The organism is Streptomyces sp. BR123 (genome assembly GCF_013401435.1).
Lineage (GTDB): Bacteria > Actinomycetota > Actinomycetes > Streptomycetales > Streptomycetaceae > Streptomyces.
Map to the genome: position 1 here is coordinate 24,998 of NZ_JACBGN010000012.1, position 17,446 is coordinate 42,443.

At 69.6% G+C, this 17,446-nt stretch carries 22 protein-coding genes; all 22 read right to left on the reverse strand.

Going from position 1 to position 17,446, the window contains the following annotated elements:
• Window positions 1–80 precede the first annotated feature (80 nt).
• On the reverse strand, window positions 81–404 hold the full coding sequence (locus HYE82_RS03520; protein WP_179172421.1) for a hypothetical protein: 324 nt from the start codon (window positions 402–404) through the stop codon (window positions 81–83).
• A 10-nt stretch (window positions 405–414) separates the two neighbouring features.
• The gene (locus HYE82_RS03525; protein WP_179172422.1) at window positions 415–1,290 is read right to left on the reverse strand and encodes an N-acetylmuramoyl-L-alanine amidase; all 876 of its coding nucleotides are present in this window, start codon (window positions 1,288–1,290) and stop codon (window positions 415–417) included.
• A gap of 9 nt (window positions 1,291–1,299) precedes the next feature.
• On the reverse strand, window positions 1,300–1,458 hold the full coding sequence (locus tag HYE82_RS03530; RefSeq protein ID WP_179172423.1) for a hypothetical protein: 159 nt from the start codon (window positions 1,456–1,458) through the stop codon (window positions 1,300–1,302).
• 9 nt (window positions 1,459–1,467) lie between these two features.
• Complete coding sequence (locus HYE82_RS03535; protein ID WP_179172424.1) at window positions 1,468–2,187, reverse strand: hypothetical protein; 720 nt, start codon at window positions 2,185–2,187, stop codon at window positions 1,468–1,470.
• 1 nt (window position 2,188) lies between these two features.
• Window positions 2,189–3,277: a hypothetical protein gene (locus HYE82_RS03540; protein WP_179172425.1), complete on the reverse strand. Its 1,089-nt coding sequence runs from the start codon at window positions 3,275–3,277 to the stop codon at window positions 2,189–2,191.
• Window positions 3,277–4,317 (reverse strand): hypothetical protein, encoded by a 1,041-nt coding sequence (locus HYE82_RS03545; protein ID WP_179172426.1) that lies wholly within the window; start codon window positions 4,315–4,317, stop codon window positions 3,277–3,279. The genes HYE82_RS03540 and HYE82_RS03545 overlap by 1 nt, the downstream gene beginning before the upstream one ends.
• Window positions 4,318–4,329: 12 nt before the next feature.
• Window positions 4,330–4,989 carry a hypothetical protein gene (locus HYE82_RS03550; protein ID WP_369009801.1) on the reverse strand — a complete coding sequence of 220 codons (660 nt, stop codon included), beginning with the start codon at window positions 4,987–4,989 and terminating at the stop codon, window positions 4,330–4,332.
• Window positions 4,990–5,210: 221 nt separating this feature from the next.
• Window positions 5,211–8,720 carry a phage tail tape measure protein gene (locus HYE82_RS03555; RefSeq protein ID WP_179172428.1) on the reverse strand — a complete coding sequence of 1,170 codons (3,510 nt, stop codon included), beginning with the start codon at window positions 8,718–8,720 and terminating at the stop codon, window positions 5,211–5,213.
• An 18-nt stretch (window positions 8,721–8,738) separates the two neighbouring features.
• Window positions 8,739–9,005 (reverse strand): hypothetical protein, encoded by a 267-nt coding sequence (locus HYE82_RS03560; RefSeq protein ID WP_179172429.1) that lies wholly within the window; start codon window positions 9,003–9,005, stop codon window positions 8,739–8,741.
• A 38-nt stretch (window positions 9,006–9,043) separates the two neighbouring features.
• Window positions 9,044–9,562 (reverse strand): hypothetical protein, encoded by a 519-nt coding sequence (locus HYE82_RS03565; RefSeq protein ID WP_179172430.1) that lies wholly within the window; start codon window positions 9,560–9,562, stop codon window positions 9,044–9,046.
• Entirely contained in the window at window positions 9,562–10,041 is a 480-nt protein-coding gene (locus tag HYE82_RS03570; RefSeq protein ID WP_179172431.1) for a hypothetical protein, read from the reverse strand. The genes HYE82_RS03565 and HYE82_RS03570 overlap by 1 nt, the downstream gene beginning before the upstream one ends.
• Window positions 10,042–10,107: 66 nt before the next feature.
• Complete coding sequence (locus tag HYE82_RS03575; protein ID WP_179172432.1) at window positions 10,108–10,440, reverse strand: hypothetical protein; 333 nt, start codon at window positions 10,438–10,440, stop codon at window positions 10,108–10,110.
• A 12-nt stretch (window positions 10,441–10,452) separates the two neighbouring features.
• Window positions 10,453–10,833: a hypothetical protein gene (locus tag HYE82_RS03580; RefSeq protein ID WP_309144185.1), complete on the reverse strand. Its 381-nt coding sequence runs from the start codon at window positions 10,831–10,833 to the stop codon at window positions 10,453–10,455.
• A gap of 26 nt (window positions 10,834–10,859) precedes the next feature.
• A complete protein-coding gene (locus HYE82_RS03585) occupies window positions 10,860–11,246 on the reverse strand; it encodes a hypothetical protein (protein ID WP_179172434.1) in 387 nt (128 codons plus the stop codon).
• Complete coding sequence (locus HYE82_RS03590; protein WP_179172435.1) at window positions 11,243–11,647, reverse strand: DUF6093 family protein; 405 nt, start codon at window positions 11,645–11,647, stop codon at window positions 11,243–11,245. The genes HYE82_RS03585 and HYE82_RS03590 overlap by 4 nt, the downstream gene beginning before the upstream one ends.
• Window positions 11,644–12,267: a hypothetical protein gene (locus tag HYE82_RS03595; protein WP_179172436.1), complete on the reverse strand. Its 624-nt coding sequence runs from the start codon at window positions 12,265–12,267 to the stop codon at window positions 11,644–11,646. Before HYE82_RS03595 ends, HYE82_RS03590 begins: the two co-directional genes overlap by 4 nt.
• A gap of 12 nt (window positions 12,268–12,279) precedes the next feature.
• On the reverse strand, window positions 12,280–12,666 hold the full coding sequence (locus tag HYE82_RS03600; RefSeq protein WP_179172437.1) for a hypothetical protein: 387 nt from the start codon (window positions 12,664–12,666) through the stop codon (window positions 12,280–12,282).
• Window positions 12,667–12,716: 50 nt separating this feature from the next.
• Window positions 12,717–14,018 (reverse strand): hypothetical protein, encoded by a 1,302-nt coding sequence (locus tag HYE82_RS03605; RefSeq protein ID WP_179172438.1) that lies wholly within the window; start codon window positions 14,016–14,018, stop codon window positions 12,717–12,719.
• Window positions 14,019–14,020: 2 nt separating this feature from the next.
• Window positions 14,021–14,209 carry a ribosomal-processing cysteine protease Prp gene (locus HYE82_RS03610; protein ID WP_179172439.1) on the reverse strand — a complete coding sequence of 63 codons (189 nt, stop codon included), beginning with the start codon at window positions 14,207–14,209 and terminating at the stop codon, window positions 14,021–14,023.
• Window positions 14,206–14,886, reverse strand: a complete 681-nt coding sequence (locus tag HYE82_RS03615) for a hypothetical protein (protein ID WP_179172440.1) — start codon at window positions 14,884–14,886, stop codon at window positions 14,206–14,208. The genes HYE82_RS03610 and HYE82_RS03615 overlap by 4 nt, the downstream gene beginning before the upstream one ends.
• Window positions 14,887–14,945: 59 nt before the next feature.
• Complete coding sequence (locus HYE82_RS03620) at window positions 14,946–16,022, reverse strand: hypothetical protein (protein ID WP_179172441.1); 1,077 nt, start codon at window positions 16,020–16,022, stop codon at window positions 14,946–14,948.
• The gene (locus HYE82_RS03625; RefSeq protein ID WP_179172442.1) at window positions 16,019–17,446 is read right to left on the reverse strand and encodes a phage portal protein; all 1,428 of its coding nucleotides are present in this window, start codon (window positions 17,444–17,446) and stop codon (window positions 16,019–16,021) included. The genes HYE82_RS03620 and HYE82_RS03625 overlap by 4 nt, the downstream gene beginning before the upstream one ends.

A 17,446-nucleotide genomic window follows, 5' to 3' on the forward strand; every position in this document is an offset into this window, starting at 1 on the left:
CCAGACCGCGCCCCAGCAGGGAGGATTACGCCGCGGCGGCCCAGCCGGACTCGGATCAGGCGGGCCGCACGGCACCACATCTAGACGCTCCGCGGTGCGGAGGATGCGGTGATGAGGGAGTCCTGCGCCTTGCCAGCCAGGCCGACGGGCTTGTACAGCCCGAAGTGGGCGAGGACACCGGTGGCGAAGCTGACCGCGGCGAGGACGGCGGCGGTGCCGAGGTCGAAGGCGGGCCCGGGGTTGGCGATCTCTACAACGAGGCCGTTCGCCGTGGAGAGGGCCAAGAGCAGCACCGCCTTGGTGCCGGCGGAGGTCACGCGGGTGGTGACCAGGCCGACGAGGACCGGCAGCACGACGGAGACGAGGAGGCCGAGCCAGTAGGCGCGGTCGAGGGTGACGGTCATGGTGCGCCTTTCAGCTGGTGGCGGCGGGGGTGCCGGTGACGTCGACGTCGACGTGGATGACGGCCTCCGCGATGGCCTTGCGGACAGCGGCGACGACCGCGGCCGTGTCGACCCCGTGGACCTGGCCGAGCTGCGTGGCAAGGGCTGCGATTGCGGCCTGGGCGGCGGTGAGCTGCTTGAGCACCTTCTCGGTCTGGGTGACGTGCACCTTGTCCATCCAGGCGAGCACGGCGCCCATGTAGACGGGTTCGCCGGTGTTGGCGTTGGTCTCGGTGTGGTTCCAGACGGCGTTGGCGACGGCGTCGATGTCGGCCTGGGTCAGGGGCATGTCGTCCTCCTCGGACGGGTTGGGGGCCTGGCCCGTGGCTCGGGCGACGATGGCCGGGAAGATCACGTTCTTGAACTGGGCGACGCGCGCGTCACCAGGACAGGCGGTCCCACTGACCGCCCAGTCGGCGTGGAGGCGGTGGTAGCCGTAGCCGGGGTCCGAGGCAGTGCGGCAGATCCGCAGGGGGATGCCGTGCCGCTGGTGCATCCACACGCCGAGCCGGATCAGGCCTTCGACCTGGGCGTCCGTCCAAGGGTCCGAGTGGTTGTCGTTGGACGCGGTCTCGACCGACACCGCGCCGGTGCCGTCCGGCCGCCGGTTGGCGAGGTAGTTGGCGTCCGCGCGGGTCTCGGTGCCGATGTACTGGGCGAGGGTGCCGTCGTAGGACTGCCCGAAGTGGGAGTCCAAGTTGGTTCCGTCGCGCCAGTACTCGTACAGGCGCTCCTTCGTCCACGGCGCGCTGATCGAGTGGTAGATCAGCTGCGTCGGGACGATCGCCGGCTGGCCGTCCGACTCGGGCTGGAGCTCCATACGGACGGCTCCGGGGTACCAGGCCATGCGGCCCTCCTACGTTGCGATGGTGGCGCCGCCGCCCGGCTCCTCCGGCTCGGCGGGCAGGTCGGGGAGTTGGGGCGGGTTCTGCTCGGACAGAGGGGCTGGCAGCTCGTCGAGAACGACGTGGCGGGCGCCTGGCGGCTCCGGAGGCGGGTCGGGCGGTGTACCCATGGCGACTCCCTATGACTGGATCTGGGATGCGGCGAGGACCTCGCACCGCAGGGAGCCGGCGCCGCCTGTGAAGCGGGCCTGCACCCGCAGGTCGACGGCGGCCAGGTGGTCGCCGGGCAGGCTGAAAGGGCCGACGGTCGTGGTCTGCACGGACCAGATCACGCCCGTCGGTGAGCCGATCGCCGCCCCGTTGACGGTGACCTGGATCTCGCCGGTAGCGCCGGAGGTGTCCATGGTGTGAGCGACGGACACGTAGGCCATGGCCTGCTGTTTTTTGATGGTCGTCTGGTACATGTCGACCCACGGAATGCTGAACGTCCCGGGCCAGTCCCAGTAGTAGGACCGTGCGAACGGGATGGGGATGTACGGCAGGCCGAGGCCCATGCCGGGGATCGGGTCGTCGGCGACGACGGCATTCCCGAGGCGGTCGTAGAGCGTCCAGCACTGCGTGTCGACACCGGTCACCGACGGCTCGGCCTGTACCGCGGCGACGAGCGAGCCGTCCTCGCGGTACAGGCGGATCCCCTCCTGTGTGCTGCCGTTGAGGTGCGTGGACGGGGTGGGCCCGGTTTCGATGATGAGCGTGCCGGCCGACGTGTACACCCGCATGGTGCCGGTGCGCTCCGAGCGGCGGGCCGCCATCAGCTCCCGGAGGTCTCGCTGCAGGCTGCGGATCGCGCGCCAGATGTCCTGTGGCGACGGCGGCAGGAGGTCGACGGGCAGCGGCATGTCACTCCTCCAGCAGGATCGGGGAGACCTTGTCGCCGGCGATGTCCAGGTCCCAGCCGTAGGCGCGGGCCACGACCGACGCGCCGACCGGATGCCGCGGCGAGCTGGCGATCTGGACGCTGACGCTGTCGCCGAGCGCCCAGTCCGTCCCAATGCGGGGCGCCTGCGAGGCGGTTGCCGACACGGTCCACGACCGGCTGCCCGCCTGCAGCAGCTGGAGTGTGGCTGCGGCGTGGGCATTCAGTTGGTCGGTGCTGGTGATGCCGGTGCCGGGCGAGTAGCGGTAGATCCAGCGAGGCCAGCCGGCGTCGATCAGGTCGGTAGCCGTCTGGACGTCGGACTCGATCCGCGCATCACCCTGGCCCTCGCCGGTCGCGACCACCACCGTCGCGCCCTTGCCCTGCTCGTAGGACTCGGCGAGGCGGTAGCTGCTGATGCAGCCGGGCAGGTCGAAGACGGCCTCGGGCTGGTCGTCCTGGACGCCGATCCGCGGGCGGATCCGCATGACCAGCTGGAACGTGGTGTGGGCGGCGTCCGCCCAGACGACGTCGATCGTCCATTCCGGAGCGCCCGACATCGCGCTGATCGTCTGCAGCGCGCTCAGGATCGTCTTGTCGTCGGAGTCCTTCATGTCGAAGTCGATCAGCAGGCCGGACGGGGTGGTGTCGAACGTGAGCGGCAGGCCGGCGGTCGTGATCGGTGCTGCCAGGGCGGCCATCACCGTCGAGGCGTCCGTCTGCGTCGCCGAGTAGGTTCCCGGGTAGCGGCGGTCCAGGTAGCCCTCCGGGCTGCACGCCCCCAGCTCGACCCGCTCCTCGGAGCCGCCGCCGCGCGTGAGCGTCAGGCCGGCCCAGACCGGGGTGTCGGTCAGCGTGTCCACCGCGACGAGCATCGTCCGGCCGGGGTCCGTCGCCGCCTGCCACTCCAGCGGCGCCGCACCCTCGGAGATCACCAGGTCGAAAGAGCTGCTGGTCACCGCGCCCAGACGCCGGCCGAGGGCGCCTGACGGGCTGAGTGACCGCAGCTCCTCGGCGATGCCGCCCGTCGACAGCGCGCACCCGTACCAGGCCAGCTCGAACGGGCCCCGCATCAGGCAGCCTCGTACCTGATCTGCAGGACCATCTGGCTACCGGACACCCAGGAGTAACCGAGGGATCCGGGAGGCTGGTAACCCACGTCCGACTGGCGAATCGCGAACAGGGACATGCTGGATCCGCCACCAACGACGATTCCCGCCAGAGGCTTGAACGGGTTCACGCCGTCCGAGTAGTACCCGGTTCCAACCCAGCGGGTCGATCCGCTGGCGGCCGTAGCCGGCAGGGACACCGCGATCGACCCGGAACCCAGTGTGCTGCCCGTACCCCAGTTGAGCTGCGCCGTCACGTCAACGCTGTTGCCCACGCGCGACCATCTCCCGGTCGACACCGACGAACCGAGGGCAGTGAGGCCCGTCCACGTCGGGGTGTACGCGGTCCAGTCGCCAGGCGCGGTCCAGGCGCTGCCCGTCCAGAACTCCATCGATCCGGAGGGCGAGCGCGTGGTGTTGAAGCGGATCTGCCCCGTGTACTTGCCGGTCACGGCAATGTCGGCGGCCGAGGTGACGGGGAGGATTCCGCCAGGGGCGACGGTGACCTGGCGAACCGTGCTGGACACGGTGGCCGCGCCCGTACCGCCACCGCCCGTGGACGGGACGGTGATCGTGGCTAGCGGCAGGTAAATTTCGGTGGCGCCCGGTGTCGGGGCGGTGGGTGAGCCGGACGGCGTGCCCGCCAGGTAGACGGTGTCGGCCTTGTAGAGGCCGCTCGAGTCGACCGAGTTGTCCCAGACGCGCACGTAGACCAGGTCGATGCGGCTGAATGTGGCGTGGGCGGCGGTCAGCGTGCCAGGGCTCGTGGTGGCCAGCTGGAAGCGATACACACCCTGCCCGGACCTGGTGGCCGAGCCCACGCCAGCGCTGATGTTCACGGTGGTGCCCGCCAGCGACACGGCCAGACCGGTGTCGCCAGGCCTGATGCCGGAGCGGGACCCGCCTGCCGTGCCGTCCGTCATGGCGAGCAGCGCGTCCATCTTACGCAGCTCGGTCTCGTCGTAGCTGAGGCTCGGGAGCCAGAGCGGGTCCGTGGCGACCATCGATGGCCTCCTCTACATCCAGGCCGACCGGCAGCTGCCGGCCAGCATTGCGGCGCCGTTGTAAGTGAGGGCGCTCCATTGGACGTCCAAGGAGCTGCCGGCGAGGATCTCCGGCCATGTGCCCGAGAGGTATCGGCGCCTGCTGACCGAGCCGTTGAGGGTGACGGTGTGGGCTGCCGTATCGATGACGAGGCTGTCGCCGCTGCCGAGGCTGGCCGAGTAGGCGAGCTGGAGGACTGCCCCGTCGGGTCGGCTACACACGATCACCGGGCTGTCCACGGGCCCGGTGATCGTGAACAGAGGTCGGGAGCCGATAGTGCCGTCATTGACGAGGGTGAAACCGCCGCCGGTGGACGTCGTGCTGATCGTGATAGGCAGCGTGACCGGGACGGACAGGCCGCCGGTCACGGACGGGAGGCCGGTCGTCCGCGCCTGAAGGACCGTGCTGTACCGGCGCGGGTCCGCCGCGGTGACCATCAGCGAGTACTCGGCAATGCGATCGGTGATGGGCTGCACCAGTGGGGGCCCAGATCGTCGGACCGTGGCCTGCTTCGGGGTGGTCTCGTGCACGGTCAGCGTGGTGTCGGTGAGCGAGGCCGCGGCGATCAGTTGCTCGATCGCGCTGTCGAGTGAGGCCAGGCTCCCTGCTTCGATCTTCCCCTTCAGGACCATGGGGCGATGGCCGAGGTAGACCTGTGAGCCCCACGCCCCGTGATCAGCCTCACGGGGCGTGTACTCGGCTCGCAAGTCCGGCCCGTCCCAGCCTTCGAGGGCCTGTAGGTGCCAGGCGACGCCGGCGGCATCCACCATGCCTAGGGAGACCGCGCCAAGGTCGACTCTGCGGCCTCCCAGGCTGGCGCCGGGTGTGTACGGCACCGGCGATCACCTCCCTCTCACGATGCGAATTCGAGGTGGCGCTGGAGGTCGCGGAGCTGTTCGGCGCCGCTCTGCTTGGCCCCGTTCAGGTTGATCGTGAAGTGCTTGTGCACCTCCTGAACGGGCTGGCCGGTGGGCCCGCTCGAGGCGATCCGCCCGGCCGGCCGGGCCGTGTAGCCGGCCGTCGACAGGCGGCCTGCGTTGAGCTGGTCGAGCATGGCCACCCCGTACCGGCGGACGCTCGACGCCTTGATGACGTACTCGCCGTTGCTGACGCGGGCGAGGATGCTGTCCGAGGTGCCCGAGCCCGGCCCGCGGACGGCGCCGCCAGTTGGGTAGCCGCGGATCGCGCCCCCCGTGGCGTACCCAATCAGGCCGCCATCCCGTCGTGCGGCCTGGATCAGGTCGGGGATGCCGTTGGCGTCCTGGTCGGAGGCGGTCGCGCGCAGGTACACACCGACGCCCACCGTCCGGCCCTGGATGCTGTTGATCCGGCCCTGGATTGCGTTGATGGCTGCCGTAGGCGGCCCTGTCGGGATCTCAACGGTGACGCGCCCGTCAGGCAGCCGCCGCACGTTGAAGCCCAGGTCACGTAGGTTCTTCTCCGCCTGTGCGGTCAGCGCATCGATTGTGATCGCCTTACCGTTGGTCTTGCGGATCTCACCCTGCACGTTCTGCAGGTCGGCGACCGCCTTGGCTGTCTCGGCCTTGATGTCGGTGACGACCTGCACGGGCACCCGTGCGTAGGCGCCGATCAGTTCCTCGACAGCTGCGGTAGAGAAGCCCGCCGCGATCATCTGCCGCTTGAGGACGGCGATGTCCTGCTCGAGGACCGCGTTGCCGGCTTCGATGGTCCCGCTCTGCTCGGCGACCGCCTGCGCGTGCGCCATGGCGGCCTGCGCGGCGTCGAGGAAGGCGCCCTTGACCGCGCGCCCTTTCTCCGTGGTGACGTCGAGGCTGTGGCCGTTCTCCTTGATCGCCTCCGTGAGGGACTGCAGGCTGCTCCTGAAGCTGATCTCTTTCTCTGCCGCGCTGATGGCAGTTCCGTTCAGGGTCTTCAGCGCGTCGTCGAGCTTCTCCGCCTCGGTGCGCGTGTCGGCCATCTGGTCGGCGGTCATGCTGGCCGCGTCGCCGAGCTGCTTCTGGCTGCTCGCGTTCAGCTTCGCCTGCGTGTCCATCTCCTGCAGGGCGGTGGTGTAGCCAGGCAGGAGGGAGCGGAACTTCTCGGTAGAGGTGCCACTCTTCTCAGCCTCCTGCGCGAACCTGTTGAAGGCCTCCAGGGCCTCCTCGGTGGCGCCAGAGCGGACCATGTTGCTGAGCGCGCTGTCCAGCGCCCTGATCTGATCGTGCGCCTTCGCCAAGTCGCTATCCTCGCCGATTCCCAGGTGGGTGATCTCGTAGAGGCTGTCGCCGATCCGGTCGAGAACTCCGGGGTGGGCGATGCGATTGACGGCGTAGCCGAAGCCGTCCAAGTCTTTCCCGAAGGCCTTCATCGCCTCGCCTGTGATCCGCCCCGTGGCGGCCAGCTCGAGAAGCGAGTTGGTCATCTTGTCCACGTTCGGGGGTGCGCCGCGCATCGCCGCCGACAGCCGGTCGGCCGCGTAGGCCAGGCCCGTGATGACGGCAATGACCACACTTGCCCGGCCCACAGCGAGGAGGGCGCCCCGCACGCTGGCTGCGGTCACGCCCAGGGCGACGAGCTCGGCCCTCACAGCCATGATGCGGGGCAGCATCAGGAGGAGGCCCGAGCCGACGAAGGTGAGGACACCTGCGAGGCCCGCGAGAACGGTGACGCTGCTCTGCACTCCGGGCGACAGCTGGTTGTACCAGTTGACGACGCTGGTGAGGGCTTGGGCCATGTCCCGCAGGATGCTGTTCGCCGAAGAGCCGGAGCTGATCAGAGCCGTCTCGAAGGCGCCCTTGAGGCGTTCGAGGTCGCCAGCGAGGTTGTCTGTCATGGTGGCCGCGACTCGCGTGGCGTAGCCGCTGTCGTTGACCGCGGACACCCACCTGTCGACGCCCTCGGCGCCAGCCTCGTAGAGGATGGTGGCCGAGCGCACCGCGTCCGCACCGAAAATGGTGGCCATGGCTGCGTTGCGCGCCTCGGGTGTGAGCTGAGAGAAGCTCGTCTTCATGTTCTGGGCGAGCGCGGACAGGCCGATGAAGTTGCCTTGCGCGTCGTAGGCCGAGAAACCGATCGCGTCCATGGCGGCCTTGGCTTCCTTGGACTGCGGGACAAGCCGCTGCAGCATGACCTTGAGGCTGGTACCGGCGTCCGAGCCCACGAGGGCGTTCTGGGCGAACAAGCTCAGCGTCCCGACGGTCTGTTCCAGGGACAGGCCGGTCTGTGACGAAAGCAGGGCCGCCTGCCTGAATGCCAACCCCATCGCGTGGACGTTCGTGGCGCTCTTACCGGCGCCAGCGGAGATGACGTCGGCGATGTGGCCAACGTCGGAGCCCTTCATCTTGAAGGCGTTCATGGCCTGGGCCGAGATGATCGCGGACTCGGCGAGGTCGAGCTGTCCGGAGGCGGCCAGGTCGAGGGAGCCGCGGAGGGCCCCACCGATGATGTCGGCGGTGGAGATGCCAGCACGGGCCAGCTCGGCCTCCGCCTTGGCTGCCTGGGTCGCCGAGTAGATGGTCGCCTGGGCAGATTGGAGGGCTGCCTGCTCCAGCCGCTTCATCTCGGCTGCACTGCCGCCGGTGACAGCCCGCACCTCGGCCATCGACTTCTCAAAGCGGGCCGCTGCAACGGCTGCTGCACCGAACACCGCAACCAGGCCGAGGGAGGCCATGCGAACGGCCTTCAGGCTCTGCTCAGAACTGTTGGCGACCTCGAGCATGCTGCTGCCGACCGTGACCGCAGCGAAGCGCATGCCGCCCCCGATGGCCTGGGCGGCGGCAGTCCAGGCCGAAGCCAGCCGCCCCGGAGCGGCTGCTGCCGCAGCGCCCGCGGCTGCAGACCCAATGCGGCGCACGTCTGTCGCGGCACGCAGCGCTGCCGGTGACACTGCTCCCAGAGAAGTGGCCAGCGAGTTGACTGCCGTGGTCCCACCGGAGCCCAGCCTCGCTACCTGCGTCGCGGCCAGAGCGGCTGACTGGTTGACCGCCCCCATGGTTCCGGAGAGCTGGCCCAGCGATCCGGACACCCGGTTGACAGACGCGGCCCCGCTGGTCCCCACCCGGGCGAGCTGTGAACCGGTGAGTCCGGCCGCGCGGTTTAGAGAGCTGATGCTGGCTGCAGCCTGGGCGGCCCCCGCCCCGACGCCGTTCATGGCTGCCGCGCCCTGAGCACCCAGACGCTGCATCTGCGCGGCGGTGACACCGGCAGTCCGGTTCAGGCTGGACGCTGCATTCGCGCCATGCGTCGCGGCTGCCCGCGCCATTCCCTGCAGGGCCGCCGACGAGCTGTTCACGGCACCCTGCATCGACGTCTGGATCTGCCGGGCGGCAACCTGGGACGCCCGAGCGGCTTGCTGGGTGGCACTGATGTAGGGGGTCGCCGTCCCGGTCAGGACCACATTCACTGTGCGAGTGGCCACCTGCTACCCCCGTCTCGTGATGCTGACGTGCAGCCCCTCAGGGGCGCCGTTGCCCTTCTGGAATGCGGCCGTCTCGCGTGCCCCTGCCGCGCAGGCGTGGCAGCGCAGGAGGGTGACGTCGTACTGGAATTCGCTCTCCGGAGCCGAGGCTTCCGACCACGGATGGCCGCAGTCGGGGCAGGAGTCCCGCTCGACCTCGGCGAGGGCGAGGGCCCAGGCGCGGTCCTCGTCGAGCCACAGCGGCTCGCCTGGGGCGACCGCGCGGCCCATGAAGACTGACCTCGGGACGCCCCAGGCCCGGGCGGTTTCTACTTCCCTCCGGTGAGGGAGTCCAGGATCCCGGAGGCGTTCAACGAGAAAGGGATTCCCGTGGCCTCCGTGTTGACGTCGAAAGCGCCCTGCCAGAGCGTGTCACGCTGGGCGTGGTTGAGGACGTCGAAGAGCTCCCGGACCTGGTCAACGCTCATGACCGGATCGACGGCGCAGGTTGCGATCAGGGCGGGAGCGAAGGTCTCCGGATCGAAGGCCTGCCCCTTCTCCTTCGCCGGGTGGGCCGCGATGAGGTCTGACCAGTCCCGGTCGCCAAGAGCCTCGAAACGGAACTCGGTCTCGGAGGCCTGCACGGCCGCGCGGGCTGCGGCGACCTTCTCGGCAAGCTTCTTCCGCGGGTCCGTCTCGGCGAGACTGCCAGGCGCCCAGGCGTCACCGAGGCCCGCGAGCTCCTTCTCAAGGCGCTCCAGCTCGGCCACCTTGTCGCCCGCCAGGCACAGGAAGACACTCTTCTGGCGGCGCCTGGCGTTCTTGAGGATCTCGGAGATGTCGGGCATCAGGCCACCGTCGCCGCGGTCTGCGGGGAGGAGGTCACCATCATCGGCGAGGCGAACTTCATGACCTCGTTCGCTGCCGGGCTGCTGTTCGCCGGCTCACCACAGGTGATCGGGTAGACCTCGCACTTCTGGCCCGACGCCCACGCGGTGGCGTAGTCGATGCCGCGGCGCACGACGAGATACCCGCTCACGCCGTACTTGAGCGTGGTGTACGGCAGATCCTCGCCGGCCGTGCTGCCCCGCTTGAAGGTCAGCTCGACCTCGAATCCGACACGGCCGACGGTCTTCGTGTCGAACGTGCTCGCGAGAGAGCTGGTGTCGACGTCCGCGGTGCTCGGGTCGAGCTTGAGTCCGTCGGGCGTGATGCGGGTGGTGAAGTCACTGCCGGCGTTCAGCTCGGTTGTGGTCGGCGCGGCGAGGTTGGCGATGGACGACGCCCAGACCACCTTGGTCTTGCCGTCGCTGATCAGGTCAGACATGGCGGGCCCTCCTCAGGGCATGAAAAAGGCCCCGGTAGGGCGGGGCGTCGTGGTGGGGCGGGTCCGTCAGATGACGATGTTGGCGACGGTGACGCTGGTCGTGCTCGAGTAGGTGATCGAGGCGCTGACGCCATCCGCCGCCGAGGCGAAGAGTTCCGCGGGCAGCGGGCCGATCATCTTGTCGCCGGTCGTGGCGGGCACGGTCACGACAAGGTCGGCCGCGAGCTGCCCGCGAATCCGGCCGGTCGCCGTGATCGTGACCGTCATGCTGCTGCCGTTGGTGTTCTTCACGTGCAGGAAACTGCGCTCCCCGCAGGTGACGGTCGTGCTGGCGGCGGCTGCCGAGTAGGTGGGCGTCAGGCCGGTCATAGCGACGACCTGCTGCGCGAGAAGCGCCATGGGACTCTCCGATCAGGACGTGGACTGCAGCCGGTACTGCACCGGCAGGTAGAAGAGGGGCGGGGATACGTCGTCGTCACGCTGGATCGGCGGCCCGCCCAGCTCCTCGGGACGCCACGCGGTACAGCCAGCCACAGTGAGCGGCGCATGCAGAGCCGCACGGGTCCGCTGGGCGGCCCAGCGGACCTTCTCGGCCGTCGGACCGACCACGGTGACCTGGAAAGACAGAACGAAGTCCGTCCGCTGGTCGGCCAGTGACTCGCTGAGAGACTGGCCGGGGTCGAAGTACAGCGCGGCGTAGATGCCCGTCGGCGGAATGGACGCGGCAGGCGGGGCGCCGCCATCCCCCACGGCCAGACCCGCCGCCACCAGGGCCGCCGTGACGGCATCCACGTGCGGCTTGATGTCCGGGGCCGCCACTACCGTGGCCCCAGACGGTCCACCATCAAGGCGACCTGAGCCTCGAAGCGGGGCGCCTCCGCCAGCAAGGCGCGGCCGCCGTCGTTGTGCGGCGGGTTCTTCGACGACCCGAATTCGAGCAGGTTGCCGAGCGGGCCCTGCGGCCGACCCTTGTCGGGGCCGATCTCAGCCGTGGCACCGCCCGGGATCGGCGTGACGTCGTAGCTGATGGAGTACGGATACAGCCGCGCATGCCGGCCGGCGGACGCCACGGCGTTGTCCCGCCAACCGTTTTTGATGTTCAGGGCGCCGCGGGTGACCACAGCCACCATCTGCTCCTGCGCCTCGGCGACACTGGCCTGCAGCACCGTAGCGAGCTGCAGAAGCTCGCGAACCTCCGCCGTCATGACCTGTCCTCCGCAGTGATTCGCCAGGCCGTGGCGGTAGAGCCGTACCTGACACCAGTCACCCACAGCATCAGGCCGGACATACGCGCCTCCGGCGAGGAGTCGACACGGATCTGCGCCCCGACTGGCGGTCGGACGCCGGACGCAGACCACGGCAGGGACACGAGGTAGCTGTGGAGCGCCACGTTCGACTCGCCCGCATTGACCTCGCGGCCGCTGGCCTCCCGGTCCGGTTTCACTCGCGCCGGACCGGAGTAGAGCGCGACGATCGGGGCTGGTGTCTCGGTGCCGGTGTCCCAGTCGAAGCCTGGCTCCGTCGGGGCGAGGACCGTGACCGTCTCCCGCATGAGTTCTAGGGCTGCCGCACGGCCTGCCACAAGCGCCACTTCGAGGGCGCTCACGACGGAATCACCGAGAACGCCGGCCGCCGGTAGCGGCGCAGATCCGCCTTGTGATCCCTGGACAGTCGGGCGCCGCCGATGGTCTCGGAGGCGAACACCTGCCGGTAGTCGTCGATCGCGACCTCGCGCAGATTCCCAGGGTTCGACAGGTTCATCACGGCCAGATCCACCACGATGTCCACGATGTCGTCAGGCACCTCGGTATAGCCGTGCGAGTAGGTGACACGCACCTTCGGTGCCCACACCCCCTGAGCGCGGTTCCAGGGCCAGCCCATGAGCCGGGTCGGTGCCTGCCACGGATATCCGCGGGTCAGCTCGTTACCCAGCCTGGAGTAGTCCCGGCCCTCAATGGCGGTCCACTCGATGCCACTGAAGTCGGCGAGCTCGACGACCGTCAGCGGGTTAGCGTCGTCCACGACGAGTGGGTACTGCGGCATCCGCAGCACGCGCTCACCGCCGGGCAGCTCGACCGTCTCGCCCGAGGCGAGGGTAATGTCCTGGCGGGTGTAGGCGCGGACCCGAGCAGATGCCCGGCGCAGTGCCATATCCATCGCTTCATCGGTCCCGGTGGCGCCTGCGGCGGCGAGGTCGGCCGCCGTGGCAAGAGGGGGAAGGGTCACGACGGCCTCCCCTCACCCCGCGCCAGCCGCGGCCAGCTTCTCCAGCTGCTTGGCCAGGGTCGAGCGCGGCTTGTCCTTGGCCAGCTCCAGAGCGAGAGCTTCCGCCGCTCGCTCCTCGTCGCCGTCGACCCAGGCGAGGATGTCCGCAGCCGTTCCGTCGATGTCGACCTCGGCGTCGGCCTCGCCCGAGGCCTGTTCGGCGCCCTCGCTCTCGGGCTCCTTGGGCGACGGTTCGGGCTGGTGGTCGTAGGCGGCGGCGTCGGCGTCAAGCGGTTCGACGTTAGCGCCGGTCTCCAGGAGATGCAGGGCCAGACCGCCCTTGACCTCCTCGCCCTCGGCCAGGGTCGTGACGCCGTAGTTGTAGTACAGGCTGAGCGCCTCGAGCGCCTTCACACGCATGATGTCTCCTTCGTGCGGCCGGGACAGCTCTCTCTGTCCCGGCCGGGCCGTCAGGCGTGCTCGAGGACCACGGCGCGCTTGAAGAGCGCCGCGTCGCTGTTCGCGAGGCTGTCGGACGGGACGCCGTAGTCGCCAACCCACGACCAGGAGGTCGACAGGGTCTGCTGCAGGCGGTCCTGCGGCGGGCGGACGATCCGTGCGACCTGGACTCCGGGCGCCGCCTCGACCATCGCGATGTCCGGGATGTCCTGGACGCCGGTGCCGGCCAGCAGGTCGCCCATGCCCTCGAACGGAGCCGCGACCAGCGCGCCCGCGCCGAGGACGATGGGGCGGTGGACGGTGACCGTGCCGGCGGAGCCGCCCGCGATGGTCGGGCACTCGTTGTTGCGGACCCAGTCGATGCCGCCGAAGCGTCCGATGGACAGGTCGGTGTAGATCGGGGAGTCGACGCGGCCCTGCAGCGCCTGCTTGAAGTCGCTGTCGGAAAACAGCTGTGCTTCGGTGTCCGGGTCGATGTGGGCGACGTAGTAGCCGCCGACGGTCGGGACGTTCATCTTCCGCAGGCGGGTAACCGCGGAGCGGAACATCGCGAACGTTGCCACGTTGGCGCTGGACAGATCGTAGGCGGTGTCGCCGGTCGGGCGGATCGTCGTCGGCGCGTTCGCGGCGACGACGTAGTCGCCTGCCGTGTCCGCGCGCGCCGTGCCGAGGGTGAGCGTGTTCGTGCCCGCGTTGACGCCGGTCACGGTGTTTGCGACACCCTCGACGGTGACGGTGAGCGGGTTGGAAGCCGAGACCGCGGTCGGAACGCCGTTCACGAGGACGTGCGTGAATCCGGCCACCGAGTTCACGATGATCGACGTATCCGAGCTCCCGGCGGTGGTGCACCAGGTCCGGCCGCCCGCGTAGGCGTTGTACAGCTTGTTGCGGGCGATCTGGTTCAGGGACTGCCCGGCGTTGATGCCCAGGGTCTGGACGTCGGCGAGGAACTTCGACTGCAGCGCCATCGCTGAGGTGAGCATGTTCGTGTCGATCGCCTGGCCGTACTGGTCCATGGTCACGGACCACTGCTCGATGCCGTAGGTGGCTGCCGAGGTGTCCGAGCCGGTGATGGCCGTGGTGGCCGGCGCCAGAAGGCCCTTGCGGGTCATCGTCTTGGTGTCGCCCAGGCCGCCCTGCCACGGCTCCGGGTCGGCGAGCGCCGGGAAGATGAACTCGGGCCGCAGGGCCTCCATGAAGACGCGGTCGAGGAGACCGTTCTGCATCATCGCGCGGATCGCTGCGGGGACGGTCGACCGCACATCGTGACGGCCGAGCTGGAACCACGGCCGGGCCGCAGTCAGTGCGTACATGTCTACTCCTGGGTGATCTCGACGGACACGAGGTCCGGGTGCTGCAGGGCCACCTGTTCCAGGCCCAGCAGCGCGGTTTGGGTGATGGCCGACACCGCGGCGCAGACCCGACCGGCCTCCGCGTGCTCCTCGTGGCCGTCCACCTCGATGGAGGTACGGCCGTCGCCCAGGCGGGCCCGGATGCGGATCAACGCAGTCGGAAGCCGGGGACGCTCCGGGCCAGCTCGGCCTGCAGCTCGTCCCTGGTCGCGGTACGGAAGTCGGCGGGCGGATCGTCGGGCCTGGGGCCCTGACCCGGGTCGGGCTTCGGAGCAGGTGGCTTCGGCGGCTCCAGGGGCGGGCGCCGCAGGTGGGGCTTCCGCGCGAGGAGCGCTTCGAGGTCGGCGGCGATGGTGTCGGTGTCGATCTCACCGTCGTCGCCGGCGTAGGACGCCAGGTCGAGGAAGGCTGCCGCGTCCTCGGGATCGGCGAACGCGGAGGCCGCCGCCCTCACTTCTGCCAGGACAGCGCGCTTGGTGGCCCGAGCCGCCTGCTCGGCGAGCCGCTGGGCCTTGTCGGTGGCCTTGTCCAGTTCGGACTTGTCTCGGTCCTCGAACTCGGCGACCTTGCGGGCCAGGTCGTCGGCGCGCTTCTTCTCTGCGGCCGCGATCTTCTTCGCTTCGGCCCTCTCGGCCTTCATGCGGTCCAGGGCCTGCTTGCCCTTGTCGCCGAGGCTGTCGGCGCCTTCCGGCTCGGGGTCAGGCTCGACGGGATCCGGGTCTCCCGAAGGCTCCGGCGGATCGGCCGGCTCGGGGTCGTCGTGACGGTTCAGCCGGAACCAGTCCGCGCCACGGGCAGCGGGCAGCCAGCTGGGTCGGGTGTTGTGCATTGATGAGCTCCCGTTGCGGGACGAGGCCGGCGCCTTGCGCGACAGCCCTGAGTGGTCGGCTAGTCGATGTAGCCGAAACGCCGCAGCATCGCGATGGCCTCATCGCGGGTTGCGGCGAGCTTGTAGACCTCCTCCGGGAGGAGACGCGGGGCGCGCGGGCGGAACCCTCGCCCCGATGCCGGAACCTGCCCCCGGCTGATGGCCCGTGCCCTCTCCAGGCGGTAGAAGGACCCTCGGCGGGTCGTTCCCCCGCGGGTCGCACGCAGCTGCTGCCGGTAGGCGGTCGAGGTGTACATGCCGCGCCTCGCGTTCACCACCGACGTGATGCTCGCCCCATCGCGGATCGCCCGCGCCCCCGCGATCGTGAAGACCCGATCCTGCTCCCGCCGAGACAGGGAGTTGAAGTAGGTCTGCCCGTCGACGAACCCGCGCGGGCCGCGCCCGGCCCCCGTCGTTGGGAACATCTCCCGGCGTTCCAGAGAGCCCCGCTTCAGGCTGCTGCGGGCGATGAGGGTCGCGGGCATGTGGATGCAGTCGCAGCGGGGGTGGCGCTGAAAGCCGGAGTTCCACCCGAACTCTTTTCCGGACAGGATGGCGCAGCGAGCACAGCACGGCGCGGTTGCGATCCGGATGTAGCCCTGGATCGTCCGGCGGGCGGCAATGCCAGCCCCCGTCGCCGTTCTGCCGGCGCTCGTGACCTCGGAGGCGGCGATACGCAGGAGCTGATTCAGTCCCCGCATCATGGCCTCGGTCTCGTCCAGCCCGGCACCGATCGCCTGCTTCGTCGTGATCACCGGCAGGTACAGGAGCGAGTCGAGAGCCCGCCCGTCGGCCGCGTAGCCCGCGAAACTGCCAGCGCGCACCCGAGGACCGACGGCCGGATCGCCGCCGTCGGCGGCCACCACGCCGCTCAGGTAGGGATCCGCGAGAGCTGCGGCCGCCGCCTGGCCCGCCGCGACCGTCTCCACGATCTGCGGGCCCACCAGGCTCTCCCACGAACCCGTCAGATCCCGCGCGTCGAGCTCACGCCACAGCGCCTGCGTGCGGTCCGCCGTCCTCCGCGACAGTCCCGACAGGGCCACGTAGTACGACTCGGCGACCTGCTGCGCGGAGAGCCGCTCCGTCGCCGTCGTCACGCCGCGTCCGCCGGTTCAGGCACGGGTTCAGGCGTGTCCTCCTCGAAGCCCGGTTTCACCCCGGTCTCAAGGGGGCCGAGGTCGCCGGCGAGGATGCGCTGCATGGCGTCCTGGGCGGCTTCGCGGTCCAGTGCCTCCATGCGGACGATCTGGGCCTGGGTGTAGCCGAGATCCTCGCGGGTCTGGCGCAGGGGCACGATCTTCGCCACGAACTTCTTCACCGCGGCGTCGGCCACCTGGGCCACGGTCGGGGTGGAGGCGTCCCGCCAGATGGTCTCCAGCGAACGCGCCTCGTCGTTCCACACACCGTCCCGCAGCCGCATCACCTTGCGGTTCACGCGCTCCCAGGTCCCACCCGCCCGGCGCTGCCGGCGCTCAGCCCGCTTCACCAGCCGGGTCTCCGCCGAACGGATCGCGTCAGCCGACGCCGGGTTGTCCGTGGACTGGCCCATGAAGTGCGGGGGCATGCCCGCCAGGCTCGCAACGAGCGTCGCCAACTGCTTGATCGTCTCGTGGAAGTTCGACAGGGACGCTTCGGAGAACTGGACGACGTCGGCGCCGTCGTCCTTGCGGTTCTTCTCCGTCGCCCACATCCGGCCGATGATCCGGCTGAACGCCGAGACCCTCCGGCCGTTGGCGTCGACGAAGTCCTCCTCGCCGAACCCGAACGCGACCCGGCGCGGAGTCGCGTGGTACTCGGCGGACACCATCATGTCGGTAGCGATCTTGCAGGCCGCATCCGACAGCGGAATGACGTCGGTGAGCTCCGAGACGCCGCCCTGGCACTTCAGGCGCGGCCGGTTGGCCAGCACCTCGACCATGACCTCGCCGATGTTGTGCTCGTCCTTCGGGTGGTCGGGGTCTTCGACCCAGACGCCCTTCTCTTTGAGCCACCAGCTGTTGGAGTTCGGGAGCATCAGCGTGGCGTGCTCGACCCTGCCGTCCTCCGTCTCGTCACTCCACCGCTTCACCGTGGCCCGCACCTCGCGGGTCTGCGGGTCGAACTCGGCGTACATGTCGAGGGGGGACTCCACCGTGACCAGCGGCGTCGACTCGTCGCCTGCACGCGTCCCGATGACGACGTAGGCACGGCCCATGACGAGCGAGTCGAGATGCCCCTGCTGGGACTGCTCGTCCATGTCGTTGGCCTGCCAGATCCGCCACAGCTCCCTGTCCGAGTCCGGCTCGTCCGGGAACCGGAAGCCCTCGACGTCCAGGCGCTCCTCAAGGGAGTCGACGACCAGGCGGGGCCAGTTGATGACGACCTGCCGGACGGTCTCCTGGAGCTCGGCCTGCAGCTCCGGCGCCATATACGACAAAGGCTGGGTGCCCTCGTAGTAGGCGTTCAGCCGCCGCAGCTCCGGCAGCTCCCTGTCATGGCACTTGATCAGATGGATGAGCCACTGCAGATCCGTGCGCTCCAC

Excerpts from the sequence above, each read along its gene's own strand:
- HYE82_RS03530 (WP_179172423.1), bottom strand. The coding sequence starts at position 1,458 with ATGGGTACACCGCCCGACCCGCCTCCGGAGCCGCCAGGCGCCCGCCAC.
- HYE82_RS03525 (WP_179172422.1), bottom strand. The coding sequence starts at position 1,290 with ATGGCCTGGTACCCCGGAGCCGTCCGTATGGAGCTCCAGCCCGAGTCG.
- HYE82_RS03585 (WP_179172434.1), bottom strand. The coding sequence starts at position 11,246 with ATGACGGCGGAGGTTCGCGAGCTTCTGCAGCTCGCTACGGTGCTGCAG.
- HYE82_RS03575 (WP_179172432.1), bottom strand. The coding sequence starts at position 10,440 with ATGGCGCTTCTCGCGCAGCAGGTCGTCGCTATGACCGGCCTGACGCCC.
- HYE82_RS03550 (WP_369009801.1), bottom strand. The coding sequence starts at position 4,989 with ATGGTCCTGAAGGGGAAGATCGAAGCAGGGAGCCTGGCCTCACTCGAC.
- HYE82_RS03560 (WP_179172429.1), bottom strand. The coding sequence starts at position 9,005 with ATGGGCCGCGCGGTCGCCCCAGGCGAGCCGCTGTGGCTCGACGAGGAC.
- HYE82_RS03570 (WP_179172431.1), bottom strand. The coding sequence starts at position 10,041 with ATGTCTGACCTGATCAGCGACGGCAAGACCAAGGTGGTCTGGGCGTCG.
- HYE82_RS03535 (WP_179172424.1), bottom strand. The coding sequence starts at position 2,187 with ATGCCGCTGCCCGTCGACCTCCTGCCGCCGTCGCCACAGGACATCTGG.
- HYE82_RS03600 (WP_179172437.1), bottom strand. The coding sequence starts at position 12,666 with ATGCGTGTGAAGGCGCTCGAGGCGCTCAGCCTGTACTACAACTACGGC.
- HYE82_RS03615 (WP_179172440.1), bottom strand. The coding sequence starts at position 14,886 with ATGCACAACACCCGACCCAGCTGGCTGCCCGCTGCCCGTGGCGCGGAC.
- HYE82_RS03540 (WP_179172425.1), bottom strand. The coding sequence starts at position 3,277 with ATGCGGGGCCCGTTCGAGCTGGCCTGGTACGGGTGCGCGCTGTCGACG.
- HYE82_RS03605 (WP_179172438.1), bottom strand. The coding sequence starts at position 14,018 with ATGTACGCACTGACTGCGGCCCGGCCGTGGTTCCAGCTCGGCCGTCAC.
- HYE82_RS03520 (WP_179172421.1), bottom strand. The coding sequence starts at position 404 with ATGACCGTCACCCTCGACCGCGCCTACTGGCTCGGCCTCCTCGTCTCC.
- HYE82_RS03565 (WP_179172430.1), bottom strand. The coding sequence starts at position 9,562 with ATGCCCGACATCTCCGAGATCCTCAAGAACGCCAGGCGCCGCCAGAAG.
- HYE82_RS03545 (WP_179172426.1), bottom strand. The coding sequence starts at position 4,317 with ATGGTCGCCACGGACCCGCTCTGGCTCCCGAGCCTCAGCTACGACGAG.